Raw genomic sequence first — 16,432 nt, 5'->3', positions numbered from 1 at the left:
GCCGTCCGGATGCGGGTAAACCGCAATTCATACCCCAACCTGCCCCTGATAAAATGGATTGTTAGATATTCCCGCGGAGAGTTTTGCTATAATCCGCGGTCTTATACAAAAATCCACTACAGCCGCAGAGGATCTGTGCATGCCACAATATCGCTCCAAGACCTCAACCGCAGGTCGAAATATGGCCGGTGCCCGCGCACTTTGGCGCGCCACGGGGATGAAGGATGACGATTTCCAGAAGCCGATCATCGCTATCGCCAACTCCTTCACTCAGTTTGTTCCGGGCCATGTCCACCTGAAGGATATGGGCCAACTGGTCGCCCGTGAAATTGAAAAGGCTGGCGGCGTAGCCAAAGAGTTCAATACCATTGCTATCGACGACGGTATCGCTATGGGCCACGATGGCATGCTCTACTCTCTGCCATCCCGGGATATTATCGCGGACTCCGTTGAGTATATGGTCAACGCTCACTGCGCCGACGCACTGGTGTGTATCTCCAACTGCGACAAGATCACTCCGGGGATGCTGATGGCCGCTATGCGCCTCAACATCCCGGTTATCTTTGTCTCTGGCGGCCCGATGGAAGCCGGTAAAACCAAGTTGTCTGAGCATAAACTGGATCTGGTTGATGCGATGGTGATGGCGGTTGACCCTGATGCTTCCGACGAGATGGTTGATGCCGTTGAGCGTTCTGCCTGCCCAACCTGTGGCTCCTGTTCCGGGATGTTCACCGCAAACTCCATGAACTGTCTGGCGGAAGCGCTGGGACTGGCGCTGCCCGGCAATGGTACTGTTGTGGCTACCCACGCAGATCGCAAAGAGCTGTTTCTGGAAGCCGGTCGCAGCATTGTCTCGATGGCAAAGCGTTATTATGAGCAGGACGATGTTTCACTGCTGCCACGCTCCGTTGGTTTTAAAGCCTTCGAGAACGCAATGACACTGGATATCGCCATGGGCGGGTCAACCAATACCATTCTGCACCTGCTGGCGATTGCTCAGGAAGCTGAGATCGATTTCACCATGACCGATATTGATCGTCTGTCTCGGAGCGTCCCTCAGCTGTGCAAAGTGGCTCCTAATACGCCTAAATACCATATCGAAGATGTCCACCGTGCCGGTGGTATCATGGCGATTCTGGGTGAACTGGACCGCGCCGGAAAACTGCATACCGATGCCCCTACGGTACACGCTCCCACGATGAAAGACGCGCTGGATAAGTGGGACATCATGCGTAACCCATCGGCAGAAGTGATGGAGTTCTACAAGGCGGGCCCTGCTGGCATCCCAACCCAGACCGCCTTCAGTCAGGCCACCCGCTGGCCCACCCTGGACGGTGATCGTGCCAACGGCTGTATCCGTTCGCTGGAACATGCATTCTCTCTGGAAGGCGGCCTGGCAGTACTGCGTGGCAATATCGCCCTGGATGGCTGTGTGGTGAAAACCGCGGGTGTCGATGACTCTATTCTGGTGTTCGAAGGCCCGGCCCACATCACGGAATCTCAGGATGAAGCGGTCGCCAATATCCTTGATGACAAGGTTAAGGCGGGCGATGTGGTTATCGTCCGTTACGAAGGTCCTAAAGGTGGCCCGGGCATGCAGGAGATGCTCTACCCAACCTCCTATATCAAGTCGAAAGGGCTGGGCAAAGAGTGCGCGCTGCTAACCGACGGCCGCTTCTCCGGCGGCACATCGGGCCTGTCTATCGGTCACGTGTCTCCGGAAGCCGCAGCAGGTGGTGCCATCGGTCTGGTGCGCAACGGCGACCGTATCCGCATCGATATCCCTAACCGGACGATCAACGTGCTGCTGTCCGATGAAGAGCTGGCTCAGCGCCGGACCGAGCAGGATGCACTGGGCTGGAAACCTGCGGAACAGCGGCCCCGTCAGGTATCTGCTGCACTGAAGGCATATGCACTGCTGGCAACCTCTGCAGACAAAGGTGCAGTACGGGACCTGACCAAACTGGAAGATTAATCCGCCCGGGCAGATCCGCATCCACAAAAAAGCAGCCACAGTGGGCTGCTTTTTTATACCTGCCTATTTATACCTGCCTATTTATACCTGCCTATTTATACCTGCCTATTCATCAGTTGCTAAACACCTGCGTTACAAGACGCAAAGCCAGTACTGTCACCAGCAGTCTGAAAATCAGCTGAAACCGTTCGGCAGGTAGTCGTTTTAATATATGCAGTCCGATCCAGGTGCCGGCAAAGCCGCCGGCAACCATCGCTAAAATCAGTGGTAACCAATCGCTAAAAGCAAAGCCCAGCAGACCAAATACCACCATTTTCAACAGGTGTTGCGCCGTCATGCAGGCGGCAAAGGTTGCAACTGTACGGTATTTTTCATAGCCCAGCCGGTGAACAAAAGCGGCCACCAGCGGGCCGGTGGCGCCCACAAACATGGTCATCAGAGTGGTTCCTACCCCCGCCAGCACCAGACCGGCAGGTGGCATCTCCTGTTTACCCAGTTTCGGTCCCCAGACCAGAAACAGAATAAACCCGGCGACGCTGAGCTGGATAACCTCGACCGGCAGCTGCACCACGACAAAATAGCCAATCACCGCTCCGACCGCTGCACCGGCAAAAAACAACCGCAACAGAGACCAGTCGATATGGTCGCGGGTTAACAGCGCCCGGTTACCATTTGAACCGAGCTGTACCAGACCATGCACGGGAATCAGCGCCGCAGGCGGCACCACCGTTGCCATCACCGCCAGCAGTAACACGCCGCCACCAATGCCCATGGCCGCCGTCAGCATCGAGGTCAGGGTACTGGTGATGATCAGTAACAGCGCCGTATCAGCGCCTACCAGATCCGGTAGCCAGACCACGATCACTCCTGGAGTGAAGCCAGTACCTGATCAGCCCAGTTTAAACTATGACGATATGCCACCTCGTAATATGGACGTTCTAACAGGTTGCGCATATCAGCCCATTCGCCGCGCTCATAGTGCTGCACCTCGGTTAGAATCTCACCCATCTGATTCACCCGGGTGAGAATGGCATTTTTGATCGAGTCATCGAGGGGGATCTGATCCAGCAGCACCTGCATCTCGGTATCCATCATCGCATCAAGCTGCGACAGCAGGCCCACCATAAAAAAATTGATCGGTTGTGGATAACTGAGCATCTCAGCCAACAGCTCACACATCCGTCCACGAATCAGCATCACCCGTGTCAGCTCAACCGGCTTACCCGACTGGCCACTGAGAAGAAACAGTGTGGCCCATTTCTTAACCTGATCCATACCGATCAGTGAGATTGCATGGGAGATCGACTCAATCTGTTTTGGCGTGCTGAAGGCAGCGGAATTGACCAGGCGCAGAATCTTATAGGTCATAGCCGGGTCATTGATGACAATCTGTTCAACTGATTCGGCGGTTGCCGCAGGGTTGTTCAGTTCTGCCAGCAGCTCCAGAATCAGGGCTTTAGCGCTGCCAAAGCTCTTGCCTTTGATCGATACCGGACGACAGAGAAAATAGCCCTGAAACAGATTAAAACCGAAATCGAGTGCCCGGCGAAAATCATCCTGGCTCTCAACCTTATCCGCCAGCAGATGGACCCGGTAGGGCTTACAGAAGTTAACCAGCTGTTTAAGCTCAGCATCGTCATGACGCTGAATATCAATTTTCACCACGTACATCAGATCCAGCAGCGGAGTCTGCCCCTTATCACCGGTATAGTGAGTTAAGGCAAACCGGTACCCCTGGGATTTGCGCTCCCGCAGCACCGACAGCAGCTCTTTCGAAATACCATCTTCGCGCAGCAGCTCGAAAATAACACCTTCACGGGGAAGGTCAGGCAACATATCTGACAGCAGCATGCTCTGAGTCAGTTTGACAAATAGCGGCAGGTGCTTGGTTTTACCATCGCTTGAGGCCACTGCATAGTTATTCAGAATAACCGAAGCCGTCGCCTGCTCATCAGAAAACTCCGCCGGCAGCATACCGCTATCGGAGCGATACAACAGACTGTAAGCCTGCACATCCTGACTTTTGTTAAATACCGGTTGCCTGGCCAACAGAACAGAGCCATCTGTCAGCATATTTTCATCTAACGCAATACTCACTATTTATCCCCTGATCAGATATAGACCCAGTATAACTCATCATCTCCCGCCATAAGAGACTGGATATAAAAAACTATTGTCAATATATACCATCTCAACGCTCCGTAAAGTGCTGTTCATCACCCAGTTTAGGTAGTCGCATATTGACCCTACAGTTAATGAGCAATACTCTGACTCCACTGTTTCACCGGCTATGTGTTTTTATCTTGAAAACCTGACTGAAGTCTGGATAGCCAACAATGCGAATTACTGATCTGAAGACTCTATGACTGTACTGCGCCGCCTCATTATCTGCACGATCCTGATGATTTCATCCCTGCCGCAAACCCTGTCTGCAACTGAACGGCTCGAGATCGTGGTGCGCTCAACCATCCTCAATATCAGAGAATCAAGATCCACGCATAGCCCGGTGGTCGGAGTGCTGAGTGAAGGAGACCGGCTGACGGTTACTACCACTGATATGCGCGACTGGATCCGTCTGGACGATGGCCGGGGTTTTATCTCCATTCACTATGTCAGGGTGCTGTCCCGGACGCCGGTGCTGCTGGCGCCACCCGAAGAGCGCTCTGCACAGTCGCTGATCCCTCCGGCTGAATCACTACGCACGGCATTCACATCGCCGCCGGAAATCCCCGTCGTCGATTCCCTGGATCGCAGTCAGTCTGAAGATAATCTGATTGCGCCCACCACAGGAGCAACCGCCCAAGAATCGCCCACCCCGGCATCGCCGGGCGATACAGCGGCTCATAACCCGAGTCCGGACACGACAGGCAAACAGCAGAAGACCCGTGTCACAGTAGAATCGGTAAGCAAAACCTGTCGTAAAAACCTGCATACATCAGGTTATGAATTCTGCCAGTTACTGTTCAAACTGAAACTCTCTGCTGAGCAGAACTCAGCCCAGCGGGTAAAAATAACCTGCGCAGCAGAGGCGCTGGCCAGCAATGATCAGAACAATCAGATTCTCTATGAGTTAACCAACACCCGTTCCGTTAGCAGTTCACTGTCAAGCACTTCCATCATTGTCGACTGGTCCCCCGCTAACGAACAGAATGCTATCCGGCACGTGGCCCTGAAAGAGGGTGTTTGCACGGCAATGCCCACATCTGACTGACGCCATCTGAGCGTATATTTAACGTTCCAGGGATACCAATTTCTGCGCCATACCCTTATAGTTGCCAAACAATTGTTTGAAAAATATGGAGAGCCTCTGTTGATGGAACAACAAAGACTGTGCAGCGACTGCTTTTTGCTGGTGAATCAAAAACAAGCCAATGCTCACGAGAATCTGGTGGAGCGGAATCATATCCATAATGATACGGTTTATATCTGCAATAACTGCCATAATCTTATCCGTTTAACCAATGTCCCCCACGAGTGGAGTATCCTGAACTATCATGAGGATGCTGATAATCAGGACTGCGAATCTGCCTGAATCATTCAATCGTACTCGTAAAAACAGCGGAAACCTCACCATGAATACACCTTATAAAGTCCTGTTTGTATGCCGACACAACTCAACCCGCTCGCAGATTGCCGAAGCATTAACCAATAAAATGGCTCATGGAAGGGTGGTTGCGAAAAGCGCCGGGCCGGAGCCTCTCCCGGTACCGAAGGAGGTCGCCGGGTGGGTAAGCCAGTTGCTGGGAGGTGACATAAAACCAGAGAGCAAAAGCCTGGATGACATAGCACTGGAGCCGTTTGATACCATCATCACCCTCTGCGATAAGAGCCACGATGCCCTGCCTGAGCTGCCAACCGATCAACAGCATATACGCTGGGACTTCCACCATGCAGACAATACTGAAGATCTCAAACATATGGAGATCGAAATATCTGAACGCCTGAACCTGATGCTGCAGGCTAAGGGGCTGATCTAACTGACCAGAGCAGCAGGAACGACAAGCGGACATTTCTTTGCCTGAGGGCCTCTGTTAAACTTAGCGCCCCTGAAGAAACACCGGCCAATCGCCGGACACACAACCTGCCAGTCCGGAACTATAGAATGTCTGCTGCGTCCTCTGACACAACCACAGTATTTACCGCACACCCTTTCCGCTGGTTTCTGGCGTTGCTCGCCCTGCTATTCTTCTATCGTGAATGGGTTGTTATCAGCACCCCAATCACCCTGTTTTATGATGAGGCCTATTATCTTGGCTGGGCCCAGACGCTGGACTGGGGATATTACTCTAAACCGCCCGTCGTGGGCTGGCTGATCGCGCTGACCACCGCGGTTTTTGGTAACGCTGAATGGGCAGTCAAGCTGGCATCACCGCTGCTATACAGCGCCGCCGCCATTATTCTCTATCGTACCGCTGAACGTTTTTCAGACGATAAGGTGATCGCAGCGAAAGCGGCGCTGTTCAGTGGCTCTGTCTTTCTGCTGATGCCGCTGGTCGGTTTTAACAGCCTGTTTATCACCACCGATGCCCCCCTGATCTTTTTCTGGTGTCTCTGCTTCTACGCCTTTCTGCGGGCCAAAGAGAGCAATAACGCCGGTTGGTGGCTGCTCGCCGGAGTTGCTGGCGGGCTGGGGCTGCTGTCCAAATATACGTTTATTATTTTACCCACCACCTTTCTGCTATACGCCGTACTCAGCACAGCAGGAAGACAACTACTACTTAATCCCAGGTTCTGGCTGACCTGTTTGCTGGCGCTCAGCTTCCTGCTACCCAACCTCTACTGGAACTACCAGCACGACTTTATCAGCTTCCAGCATACGGCACAGATCTCTCATCAGAGTAGCAGCTCCATCAGCTTTAGCCGTCTGATCGAATTCTGGAGTGGTCAGCTGTTTGTATTTGGCCCGGTGTTGCTGATCTACATTGTGATCCGGGGCCTCAGGCGTCAGCCCCGCAGTGACATTGAAAAACTGCTCTGGAGTCTGTTCTGGCCGACTTTTGCCGTGCTCTCAGTCCAGGCGTTTATGGCCCGTGCCAACATCAACTGGGCAGGACCCGCCTATGTTGGTGCCTCCCTGCTGGCGGGTTATTATCTGAGTCAGCTAAAAGGCTATCGTATATTGCTGATCGGCCTGCTCTCTAACTTGCTGTTGTCACTGATTTTCTACCATTACGGCAGCATCACAAACGTGCTGGGCATAGAGCGCAAGTGGGGCAACGATCCCTACAAACGAATACTCGGCTGGCCTGAGTTTGTACATCAGTTTCAGCCCTGGTTTGATCAGTATCCGGATTACAAGCTGGCCAGTGACTCCCGTAAATTGCTGGCTTACTTTGGCTATTACATCACGCCGCAGGATTTTAAAGGGGTCGCTCTGAGTGACGATAACTATATCGAAGATCACTATGAGCTTCAGTACCCACTGGCCAGAAGTCAGGAAAAGCGGTTTTTATTTATCAGTGAACATGATGTAGAAGCCAAGCTGAAGCGTTATTTTGCTGAGGTGACGCTGCTGACTGAACAGTCCCTGCCACTGTACAGCAACTTCACCCGCTCAGCCCGGCTGTATAAGGTCAGCGGCTTTAAGGGGATGACGCAGGAGGACAAACAGTAATCCGATGGCCTACCTCATGTCGTTTAATCATCTCAAATACTGTCGGGATGTCGTACTGTTTCTGATCTGCGTTGCGGTTTTCATCGCTTTTCCTCAGATCGACCTGTATATCGCCGGACTGTTTTACAACCCGCAGACGCAGCAGTTCATCTACAATAACAACCCGATTATTCAGTTTATCTATCGACTGTTTGCATTTATTCATATCCCGATTCTGCTGGGACTTATCATCACCGGTTTATTGATCCGGTTTAATAAGCTGACGCTGAAAAACTATAAAAAATGGAGCATCACCTTTCTCTTAACTGCCCTTATTTTAGGCCCCGGCCTGCTGGTAAACACGGTTCTGAAAGACAACTCCATTGGTCGTGCACGGCCAGTGCAGGTGGAAAATTTTGGTGGCAATAAGCAGTTCACCCCGGCATTCGTATACTCGGGTGCGTGCAGCAAAAACTGCTCGTTCGTCAGCGGCCATGCGGCCATGGGTTTCTACTTTATGATTCTGGGATGGCTATTTGCATCCCGCAAAGCCTTTTGGGGCGGTTGTATGGTGGGCGTTGTGCTCGGCCTGACCCGAATCGTGCAGGGGGGGCATTTTTTCAGCGATGTGCTGTTTGCCTTCTGGGCGGTCTACTTTGTTATTGCGCTGCTGGGTGCCCTGTTTGGCTTGCGGCACCCACTTTACTCATCCACCCGATAAACGAACGAACACCGACAGTCGCTCTCAGACACTGCGATCAGGCACTGTCACACAGCTGCACGGTGACATGCTGCTCGATGGGGAAGACCGCCGGGCCATACTGGTTGAAAATAGCCACGTCGGCGGCATCCCGGCCATACCCCAGGGCCACATACCCCCCTTTGCGCGAGGTTTCATACAGATCGAACTGGGTGGCATCGAAGGTATACCAGCGCCCCCCCACATAGGCTTCAAACCAGGCGTGCAGATCCATCGGATAGAGGTCATGCAGATACCCCACCACCATTCTCGCCGGAATACAGAGACTACGGCACAGCGCGATACCGAGATGCGCCAGATCACGGCAGACCGCAGACGGCTGATGGTTGACCTCCTGAGCGGATAACAGCAGATCGCTGACACCCGGCTCATAGCGAAACGTGTTGCGCAACCAGGTTTCAATCGCAGCGACCTGATCATAGCCCGGCAGACAACCAGCGGTAATCTGGCTGGCCATCTGGCCAAACCGGTCTGACTCACAATAGCGGCTGGGCAACAGATAGCTGAGTACCGCGTCGGGCAAGTTCTGCACTTCAACAAAAGCAGCTCCCGGTGCTCTATCGAGGCTATCTGCGGTCATCACCCGGGATGAGGTAGATATGGAGAAGTTGCCCGCCGGTGCCACCAGCCGCTGGCACAGGTTGCCATAGTTATCGGTAAACTCCATCACCGGCAGGCTCGGCACAATCTTATATTGCTCCCGGGCGATCCACTGCAGGGCACCGCTGCGGGGGCGTAACATCAGCACAAAAGGGGTCGGTATAGCGATTTCAAATAAAAGATCACAGCTCGTTTGTAACCACATCAGGATATCCTTGCGGTTGAATGGGCGAATAGTTCCAGATTAAGCTCGCCAGTATTGTGATAACCTTCCAATGACTGGCGGGAGAACTGATCAACTTAGTTTTGCACCCTGCTGACATCTACAGAGACGGTGAGTTTCTGGCTTTTACCACCATCAAAAAACACACCTTTCAACGGCGAAACATCGCCATAATCACGCCCCCAGGCGGTTGTGATATGGTGCTCAGCGGGCATATTGTTATTCGTAGGGTCAAACTCAAACCAGCCCTCTCCGGGTGAAAAAACAGCAAACCAGGCATGGGAGGCATCGCTGCCAACCAGTTTTTCCTGTCCCGGCGGCGGCAGTGTTTCCAGATAACCGCTGACATAGCGGGCGGGAAACCCAAGAGAGCGCAGACAACCAATCGCCAGATGCGCGAAATCCTGACAGACACCACGTTTATTGCGTAACACCTCATCCAGCGGCGTGGCGATGCTGGTGGATTCCGGGTCGTAAGTAAAGTCAGTATAGATCCGCTGCGTCAGCTCCCGCACTGCAGAGAGCAGGGGACGGTTGCTGGCGAAGGAGGAGCGGGCATACTCACGCAGCGAGGCAGCGGTTTTGATCATCGGCGAATTCAGCACAAACTCCCGCGCTTCCAGTACCGCTAACTCACGGCTTTCCTGCAGCGCCACCAACGCCTGACCACAGGTATTGCCAAAGTCGAGATCAAGCTCACACTCCCGGGCATATTTACTCTCATGTACCCGAATCTCGGTGGTTACATCAATTTTGAGTTCCCGGTGGGGTTGTTCCAGGGAAAAAAAGTACGCTTTATTGCCGAAATAATCGCTGCGCTGCTGCCCCAGTGTATACGCCGGGGAGATCTGGATCCGGCTATCGCTACAGCTCTGATACTCAGTATCCCGTGGCAACAGGTAAGCCCGGTTGTAGCATAACGTCACCGGTTTCTCATATTCGTAGTGAGTGATATGACGAATGCGATAGATCATAATTCCTCATCCCAGGCGGTGCGTACAAGTTGCTGGTGTACCTTGATCTGATCAAAGTATTTGGTGCTGATCTGGTTTGAAGTTTCCTGCAGCAGATACTGCAACCGCGCCAGCAACTGATCAAGCGTGGCACGGGTTTTGGTTTTGTCGTCTTCTGCCACCAGTGTTTCAAGATTGCTCAACTGGATAGCAGAGGAAGCTTCCAGCATATAGCGATCCTCCTCTGCCAGACCCGAGCCATGCACCGCTGAAGGAAGTTCCCCGAGGTGTCGGCGAAGCTGTTCAACCTGATAAAACACCGACCGCGGATTGCTGTTATCGTGCAGCAGCAACTCAAGCCCCTGGGCCATATCGCTTCCGGAATGGTCTCGCCGGCGGAAGGTGATCAGTACTTCTGAGCTGAGCAGAATCGATTCCAGCACCTGCAGCTGCTGATACTCTGGCAATACAGCCACCAGCGAGGAACGGATCAGAGACAATCCCTGAAGTGCTTTCTCAACCCGCAGCCCCATATCAATAAAGCGCCAGCCCAGCCCCCGCACCATGCTCTCCTGCCACAGACCTGAGAGTGCCAGCAGGGTTGTAACCAGAGGATCCAGCGCTTCTTCCGGGGCCGCTGTCAGCCCCTGTTTAAGCGAATCGGCCAGCCCACTCAGCTCATCCCGAAGGTCATTAATCACCCTCTGGGTATCCGCCGACAACATCTCCCGCACCTGATCAGAACACTCCAGCAGCGAGTTCAGATTGGCAGTAACACTACCGGTGCGTTTGCCATCCAGCACCACCGACAGCAACTCCGCTTCAGGTTGCAGGGACGCTGACTCAGCCGACAAAACAAAACCGGGGTAGGTGGTGGTCAGTTGGGTAACCGTCTGCAGCAATACCTGGCGGGTTTCAGCCGGCATATGATACGTGCTGTTCAGCTGCACGAATACGGTTCTGAGCAACCTCAGTGCTGATTCGGCCCGCACCGCGTAACGCCCCATCCAGTATAGATTCTCGACCACCCGGCAGGGGAAAGAGGTGCGCGGTTGCATCTGGCTTTTAGCCGGAGCAGGCTGTGGTCGTTGCTCCATCAGAGAGACCTGTTTTTCAGGTTCCGATGCCAGGATCCAGGTATCCTTACTGATCGCCCCCCTGAGATTACTCAGGTTAAGGCTGTCGGCCTGATTACCTACCCGGGTCAGCCCCCCCGGCATCACATTGTAAGAGGAGCTGGTTGCAACTGAGTACCCCCGCAGAATCGAAGGACGGGGCAGCAGTTGGCTATCTTTCCAGGACGGAGTCGTGGAGGGGCGAATATATTCCTGAGCAACAAACTTCAACGGCTCCTGGCGGATCTTCCCGATCAGCTCCTGACACTGGTTGTCATCTAACGAAGCCCCAAAAACACTCTGTTCGGAGGGTTTGCGAAAGCAGGATTTAATCACCAGCCGACGGATATTTTCAATCACATAGGTCAGATCCTGAGGGTCTCCGCACCAGTAAGTTTTAACCGAGGCGAGCTGCGGTTCCCGCCCGAGAAAATGACTGGCAATCTGTGGCATATAACGCAACAACGCCGGGTTTTCCAGAAATCCTGAGCCCATCGGGTTGGCGACTATCACCCGCCCGGCCCGCACCACCTCAAGCAAGCCGGGCACTCCCAGGCGGGAGTCACTTTTGAGCTCTACCGGATCACAATAAAAATCATCGACCCGCCGCAGCACCACATCAACCCGTTCCAGCCCGCCCAGCGACTTCATCCACAGATACCCTTTACTCACCCGCAGGTCACTCCCCTGCACCAGAGGGAAACCCAGATAGTTGGCCAGATAGGTATGTTCGAAATAGGTTTCGTTATAGGAGCCCGGGGTCAGAATGACAATCCGCGGTTGCTCATTGGTGATCGAGCCGGCAAGGCTGTTCAGCTTGAGACGTAACGATTGAAAGAAGAGTGATAACCGGTGTACATGGCTGTCACGAAACAGCGATGGCAGCACCCGGGACATCACGGTGCGGTTTTCCAAGGCATAACCAGCGCCACTGGGCGCCTGTGTGCGGTCACCGATCACCTGAATCGCGCCGGTATGGTCCCGTACCATATCAGAGGCGTGCATCACCAACTGATGTTCACCGGGCAAAGCCAGCCCGTCACAGGCGCGCAGAAAGCCTCCATGACTGTAGAGCAGCTCGGGCGGCAGAATACCCAGACGAATCAGATCACGCTTGCCGTAAACATCTTTGAGTACCAGATCCAGCAGTTCAGCCCGTTCCTGCAGACCGGCCTCAATAGCGGCCCACTCTTCACTGGAGATCAGCGCAGGCACCGGATCGAGCTGCCAGGTGGTCGCCGATAACGAGCCATTGTTATAGGTCGCGCCATCGTCCCGCAGAATACGTTCAGCTTTTAGCTGGCGTTCACGAATCCCCTGAACCCCCAGGGTTTTAAGGCCATCGAGCAGATATTGCCAGTGCCCCTGGATCTGCGACTGATCGCCATAGACCTCGTCATATCCAGAGCCTTCGGCTGAATACTGCAACCCATCAGGGCTTTCTGCGGCTCGTGTTTCCATCAGGTTTCGGCACCAAAATTATATCAGGCTGCATAGTATGCCATGACTTGACTACGTTTCCATCTGTCTGCGCAGATCCAGGGTATGCGGGTACTCATTTGCAGGCATCTCCACTGGTGGCGCCATCGGCCGCGGTGGCGCATTATTGGCGAAAAACTCCCGGATACCGGCGAACTCCGGCATATGAGTGGTCGCTGGCGGAGTGGGAGTATGTTCCGTATCACCAAAGCGGTTGATACGCCGGGACTCAGCCTCAAACGCATTGACCGGGAAGGTTTCATAACTGCGACCGCCCGGATGGACCACATGGTAACTGCAGCCACCAATGGTTTGCCCGTTCCAGGTATCGATAAGATCAAAAATCAGAGGTGAATGAACCCCGATGGTCGGATGCAGTGCCGACTGCGGAGCCCAGGCTTTGTAGCGCACAGCAGCAACAAACTCACCATGACGCCCGGTAGACCGAAGCGGTATGCGGCGGCCATTACACGCCAGCACATAACGATCCGGCGTCAGACCTTCCACCCTGACCTGCAAACGCTCAACGGAGGAATCAACAAAGCGCGCAGTGCCAAAACTACTCACCTCTTCACCGAGCACATGCCAGGGTTCGATCGCCCAGCGCAGTTCGATCCGTACATCATCAATATCGACGCTGCCGTAGTGAGGAAAGCGGAACTCTTCAAAAGGTGCCAGCCATTCCTGTTGGAATGGAATACCATGCTGCTGCAGATCCTTAACCACTTCGCGAATATCAGCCCAGACATAGTGAGGCATCATAAAGCGGTCATGCAACTCAGTTCCCCAGCGTACCAGCGGTTTTTTATAGGGATCTTGCCAGAAACGTGCCATCAGGCAGCGGATCAGCAACGCCTGCACCAGCGCCATCTGCGGATGCGGTGGCATCTCAAAACCACGAAATTCCAGCAGCCCCTGACGCCCCGAAGATAACCCCGGCGAGTAGAGCTTATCGATGCAGAACTCTGAACGATGGGTATTGCCGGTGATGTCTACCAACAGGTTACGCATCAGCCGGTCTATCAACCAGGGCTGATCAACAATCCCGTCAGGCATCAGATCAAAGGCTGTCTCCAGCTCATAGAGCATCTCCTCCCGCCCTTCATCGACCCGGGGTGCCTGACTGGTAGGACCGATAAACATACCGGAGAACAGATAGGACAACCCGGGATGGTGCTGCCAGTATGTGACAAAGCTGCGCAGCAGGTCTGGCCGGCGCAGAAACGGACTGTCAGCCGGAGTGGCCGCCCCCAGGGTGATATGGTTGCCACCACCGGTTCCGGTATGGCGGCCATCCAGCATAAATTTCTCAGCACCAAGCCGGGATAAACGGGCCTCTTCATAGAGTATCTGAGTATTGTCAGACAGCTCACGCCAGTTATCCGACGGATGAATATTAACCTCGATAACGCCAGGATCAGGGGTTACCTTAAAGCAGCGAATGCGCTCATCTTTAGGCGCTTCATAGCCCTCAATCACTACCGGCACTTCAAGTTCTGCCGCGGTGTCTTCGATCAGTTCCACCAGAGCTACATAATGTTCCAGATGATCCAGTGGCGGCAAAAACAGATAGAGGCAACCGTTGCGCGGCTCGACACACAGAGTAGTACGCACCACCTCAACCGGAGTGGTCACACTGTCGACCGATTCAGACGGCGCGGCGCAGGCCTGAGCTGAACTCAGTCCGGCATCGGGGAGGGTCTGGGCGTCTGAGAAAGGGTCCCGGGGATGCTCCCGGTGCAGCTCCTCATCGGTCATCAGCGGCAATGAGTTCAGCGGCAGACGCAACCCGATAGGCGAATCACCGGGAATCAGCGTCAGGGTATCACGGCGCAGAGGCCAGGGGCTCGAACGCCAGTGCTGAGTGGTGTAGTTCCAGCCCAGTGGCAGGCAGTAGCCTACCGGTTTTCCCAGATCCTGCGACAGCAGTTGTGCCAGTTTCTTCCGTTCCAGATCATCCTTCAGATCCGCTTTGAGGGGATCAACATTGCCGGGCAGTGTTTGTTCTTTCCACAGATAATAGAGCGAATCTTCATAAGCCGGCATCACCCGCCTGGAGGGCAGGCCCGCTTTTTCCACCAGCAGCTGGGCAAACTTCCTGGCGGTCTTGCGGGTCACGCCATAATCTTTATCCACCCTCGCCAGCAGCTTTGCATTGCGCCACAATGGCTGGCCATCGGTACGCCAGAAGCATCCCAGCGCCCAGCGGGGCACTTCCTCACCGGGATACCATTTACCCTGGCCATAATGCAGCAGGCCTCCCGGGGCAAATTTTTCCCGCAAGCGCAGCAACAGATCTTTCGCCAGCCGAAGCTTTGCCTCACCCAGAGCGTCAGTATTCCACTGAGCGCCATCCATATCATCGATCGACACAAAGGTGGGTTCTCCACCCATGGTCAGGCGCACATCCAGATCGGCCAGCTGCTGATCAACAGCGCCCCCCAGGGCCTCAATACACTGCCACTGTTGCTCGGTGTAAGGTTTGGTCACCCGCGGGTCTTCATGGATACGGGTAACCTCATTGCTGAATGAAAACTCTACTTCGCAGGGATCGATCCCTCCGGCAATCGGTGCCGCCGAACGGGGAGAAGGAGTACAGGCCAGTGGAATATGCCCCTCACCGGCGAATAAACCCGAGGTCGGATCCAGGCCAATCCAGCCAGCCCCGGGAATATAGACCTCACACCAGGCGTGCAGATCGGTGAAATCTTTATCGGTTCCCGATGGGCCGTCCAGCGCTTTTACATCTGCCACCAGCTGCACCAGATAACCCGACGCAAAACGGGCAGCCAGTCCCAGATGTCGCAGAATCTGCACCAGCAACCAGGCCGTATCCCGGCATGAACCCCGTTTCAACTCCAGCGTTTCTTCGCTGGTCTGAACCCCCGGCTCCATGCGGATATTGTAATCAATTTCGCTTTCCAGACGCTGATTCAGATAAACCAGAAAGTCGTTGGTGGGCATCGGTTCCCGGGGCACAGAGCGGACCCACTCCTGAATTAACGGGCCGTTATCTACAATCTCCAGATAGGGTTTGAGTTCTGACAGCAGCTCTTTCTCATAGGTAAACGGAATCTTCTCTGCATACTCTTCAAGAAAGAAATCAAACGGGTTAATCACCGTCATATCGGCGATCACCTCCACCTCTACCCGCAGGTGATCACTCTTTTCCGGAAACACCAAACGGGCCAGGAAGTTACCAAAAGGGTCCTGCTGCCAGTTAATAAAGTGGTTTTCCGGACTTATTTTCAGGGAATACGCCTTAATCGGAGTCCGGCTATGGGCCGCTGGCCGCAGTCTGATCGTGTGCGGGGACATTTTTACCGCTTTGTCGAAGCGATATTCAGTAATATGATGGATTGCGGTTCGTATGGCCATTCGGTACCCCGTAGATCGATAAAAAACCATTCTGAATAAAGCATAAAAACTAAGACGGGCTCAACGGATTCCGGTCAGAATCCGGATCGCTGTTCGCCAGAGAAATACTCTCTGCGCCCCATCATCGCTGTTCAATATGACAAACTATGATCGTTTTCATCATAGTGCACTCTTTCAGGATTAACAGACAGGGTCTATACCTCAGACAGCCGTCCTTTACTCTCCCGGTGCACCGCTGATCTTTGCACCACAACAATGCAGCGATATCAAAGCCGATGCAGTCAGCGCTCCTGCACGCTGAGGCTCCGCACTCAAACAGCGCATAAATTGCGCAGTTCGGGCTATATACAAGGTAG

12 protein-coding genes are annotated in these 16,432 nt (G+C 53.9%); 6 read left to right on the top strand and 6 right to left on the bottom strand.

The genetic code is table 11. The features are described 5' to 3' along the window. Positions 1-139 precede the first annotated feature (139 nt). On the top strand, positions 140-1,975 hold the full coding sequence (ilvD, locus tag JW499_RS14885; protein ID WP_205211351.1) for a dihydroxy-acid dehydratase: 1,836 nt from the start codon (positions 140-142) through the stop codon (positions 1,973-1,975). 112 nt (positions 1,976-2,087) lie between these two features. Here the strand turns inward: ilvD and JW499_RS14880 are convergent, their stop codons facing one another. Both JW499_RS14880 and JW499_RS14875 read right to left on the bottom strand, forming a co-directional pair. Next, the gene (locus JW499_RS14880) at positions 2,088-2,834 is read right to left on the bottom strand and encodes a sulfite exporter TauE/SafE family protein (RefSeq protein WP_205211350.1); all 747 of its coding nucleotides are present in this window, start codon (positions 2,832-2,834) and stop codon (positions 2,088-2,090) included. 2 nt (positions 2,835-2,836) lie between these two features. After that, positions 2,837-4,072 (bottom strand): EAL and HDOD domain-containing protein, encoded by a 1,236-nt coding sequence (locus JW499_RS14875; protein WP_205211349.1) that lies wholly within the window; start codon positions 4,070-4,072, stop codon positions 2,837-2,839. A 265-nt stretch (positions 4,073-4,337) separates the two neighbouring features. Between JW499_RS14875 and JW499_RS14870 the strand changes: the two genes are divergently transcribed. From JW499_RS14870 to JW499_RS14850, 5 genes are all read left to right on the top strand, one after another. Further along, complete coding sequence (locus tag JW499_RS14870) at positions 4,338-5,186, top strand: SH3 domain-containing protein (RefSeq protein ID WP_205211348.1); 849 nt, start codon at positions 4,338-4,340, stop codon at positions 5,184-5,186. Positions 5,187-5,288: 102 nt separating this feature from the next. Further along, positions 5,289-5,507, top strand: coding sequence for a hypothetical protein (locus JW499_RS14865; RefSeq protein WP_205211347.1), 219 nt, complete (start codon positions 5,289-5,291; stop codon positions 5,505-5,507). Positions 5,508-5,547: 40 nt separating this feature from the next. Next, on the top strand, positions 5,548-5,952 hold the full coding sequence (locus JW499_RS14860; RefSeq protein ID WP_205211346.1) for an arsenate reductase/protein-tyrosine-phosphatase family protein: 405 nt from the start codon (positions 5,548-5,550) through the stop codon (positions 5,950-5,952). 125 nt (positions 5,953-6,077) lie between these two features. After that, entirely contained in the window at positions 6,078-7,589 is a 1,512-nt protein-coding gene (locus tag JW499_RS14855) for a glycosyltransferase family 39 protein (RefSeq protein WP_205211345.1), read from the top strand. A gap of 16 nt (positions 7,590-7,605) precedes the next feature. Beyond that, a complete protein-coding gene (locus tag JW499_RS14850; protein WP_232846440.1) occupies positions 7,606-8,289 on the top strand; it encodes a phosphatase PAP2 family protein in 684 nt (227 codons plus the stop codon). Between the two features lie 37 nt (positions 8,290-8,326). Here JW499_RS14850 and JW499_RS14845 read toward each other — a convergent pair whose 3' ends face one another. The 4 genes from JW499_RS14845 to JW499_RS14830 form a co-directional block, all read right to left on the bottom strand. Further along, positions 8,327-9,133, bottom strand: coding sequence for a transglutaminase-like domain-containing protein (locus tag JW499_RS14845; RefSeq protein ID WP_205211343.1), 807 nt, complete (start codon positions 9,131-9,133; stop codon positions 8,327-8,329). 95 nt (positions 9,134-9,228) lie between these two features. After that, positions 9,229-10,125 (bottom strand): transglutaminase family protein, encoded by an 897-nt coding sequence (locus JW499_RS14840; RefSeq protein ID WP_205211342.1) that lies wholly within the window; start codon positions 10,123-10,125, stop codon positions 9,229-9,231. Continuing rightward, positions 10,122-12,680: a circularly permuted type 2 ATP-grasp protein gene (locus tag JW499_RS14835; RefSeq protein ID WP_205211341.1), complete on the bottom strand. Its 2,559-nt coding sequence runs from the start codon at positions 12,678-12,680 to the stop codon at positions 10,122-10,124. The genes JW499_RS14840 and JW499_RS14835 overlap by 4 nt, the downstream gene beginning before the upstream one ends. A gap of 51 nt (positions 12,681-12,731) precedes the next feature. Further along, entirely contained in the window at positions 12,732-16,076 is a 3,345-nt protein-coding gene (locus JW499_RS14830; RefSeq protein WP_205211340.1) for a transglutaminase family protein, read from the bottom strand. Positions 16,077-16,432: the final 356 nt, after the last annotated feature.

Origin of the sequence: Amphritea pacifica (genome assembly GCF_016924145.1) — a bacterium.
GTDB lineage: Bacteria > Pseudomonadota > Gammaproteobacteria > Pseudomonadales > Balneatricaceae > Amphritea > Amphritea pacifica.
The sequence above is the reverse complement of the archived record's forward strand: the minus strand, read 5'-3'. Positions and strand labels throughout refer to the sequence as shown.

Coding starts and splice junctions, on each gene's coding strand:
- ilvD (WP_205211351.1), top strand. CDS start 140: ATGCCACAATATCGCTCCAAGACCTCAACCGCAGGTCGAAATATGGCC.
- JW499_RS14870 (WP_205211348.1), top strand. CDS start 4,338: ATGACTGTACTGCGCCGCCTCATTATCTGCACGATCCTGATGATTTCA.
- JW499_RS14840 (WP_205211342.1), bottom strand. CDS start 10,125: ATGATCTATCGCATTCGTCATATCACTCACTACGAATATGAGAAACCG.
- JW499_RS14830 (WP_205211340.1), bottom strand. CDS start 16,076: ATGGCCATACGAACCGCAATCCATCATATTACTGAATATCGCTTCGAC.
- JW499_RS14835 (WP_205211341.1), bottom strand. CDS start 12,680: ATGGAAACACGAGCCGCAGAAAGCCCTGATGGGTTGCAGTATTCAGCC.
- JW499_RS14865 (WP_205211347.1), top strand. CDS start 5,289: ATGGAACAACAAAGACTGTGCAGCGACTGCTTTTTGCTGGTGAATCAA.
- JW499_RS14845 (WP_205211343.1), bottom strand. CDS start 9,133: ATGTGGTTACAAACGAGCTGTGATCTTTTATTTGAAATCGCTATACCG.
- JW499_RS14855 (WP_205211345.1), top strand. CDS start 6,078: ATGTCTGCTGCGTCCTCTGACACAACCACAGTATTTACCGCACACCCT.
- JW499_RS14860 (WP_205211346.1), top strand. CDS start 5,548: ATGAATACACCTTATAAAGTCCTGTTTGTATGCCGACACAACTCAACC.
- JW499_RS14850 (WP_232846440.1), top strand. CDS start 7,606: ATGTCGTTTAATCATCTCAAATACTGTCGGGATGTCGTACTGTTTCTG.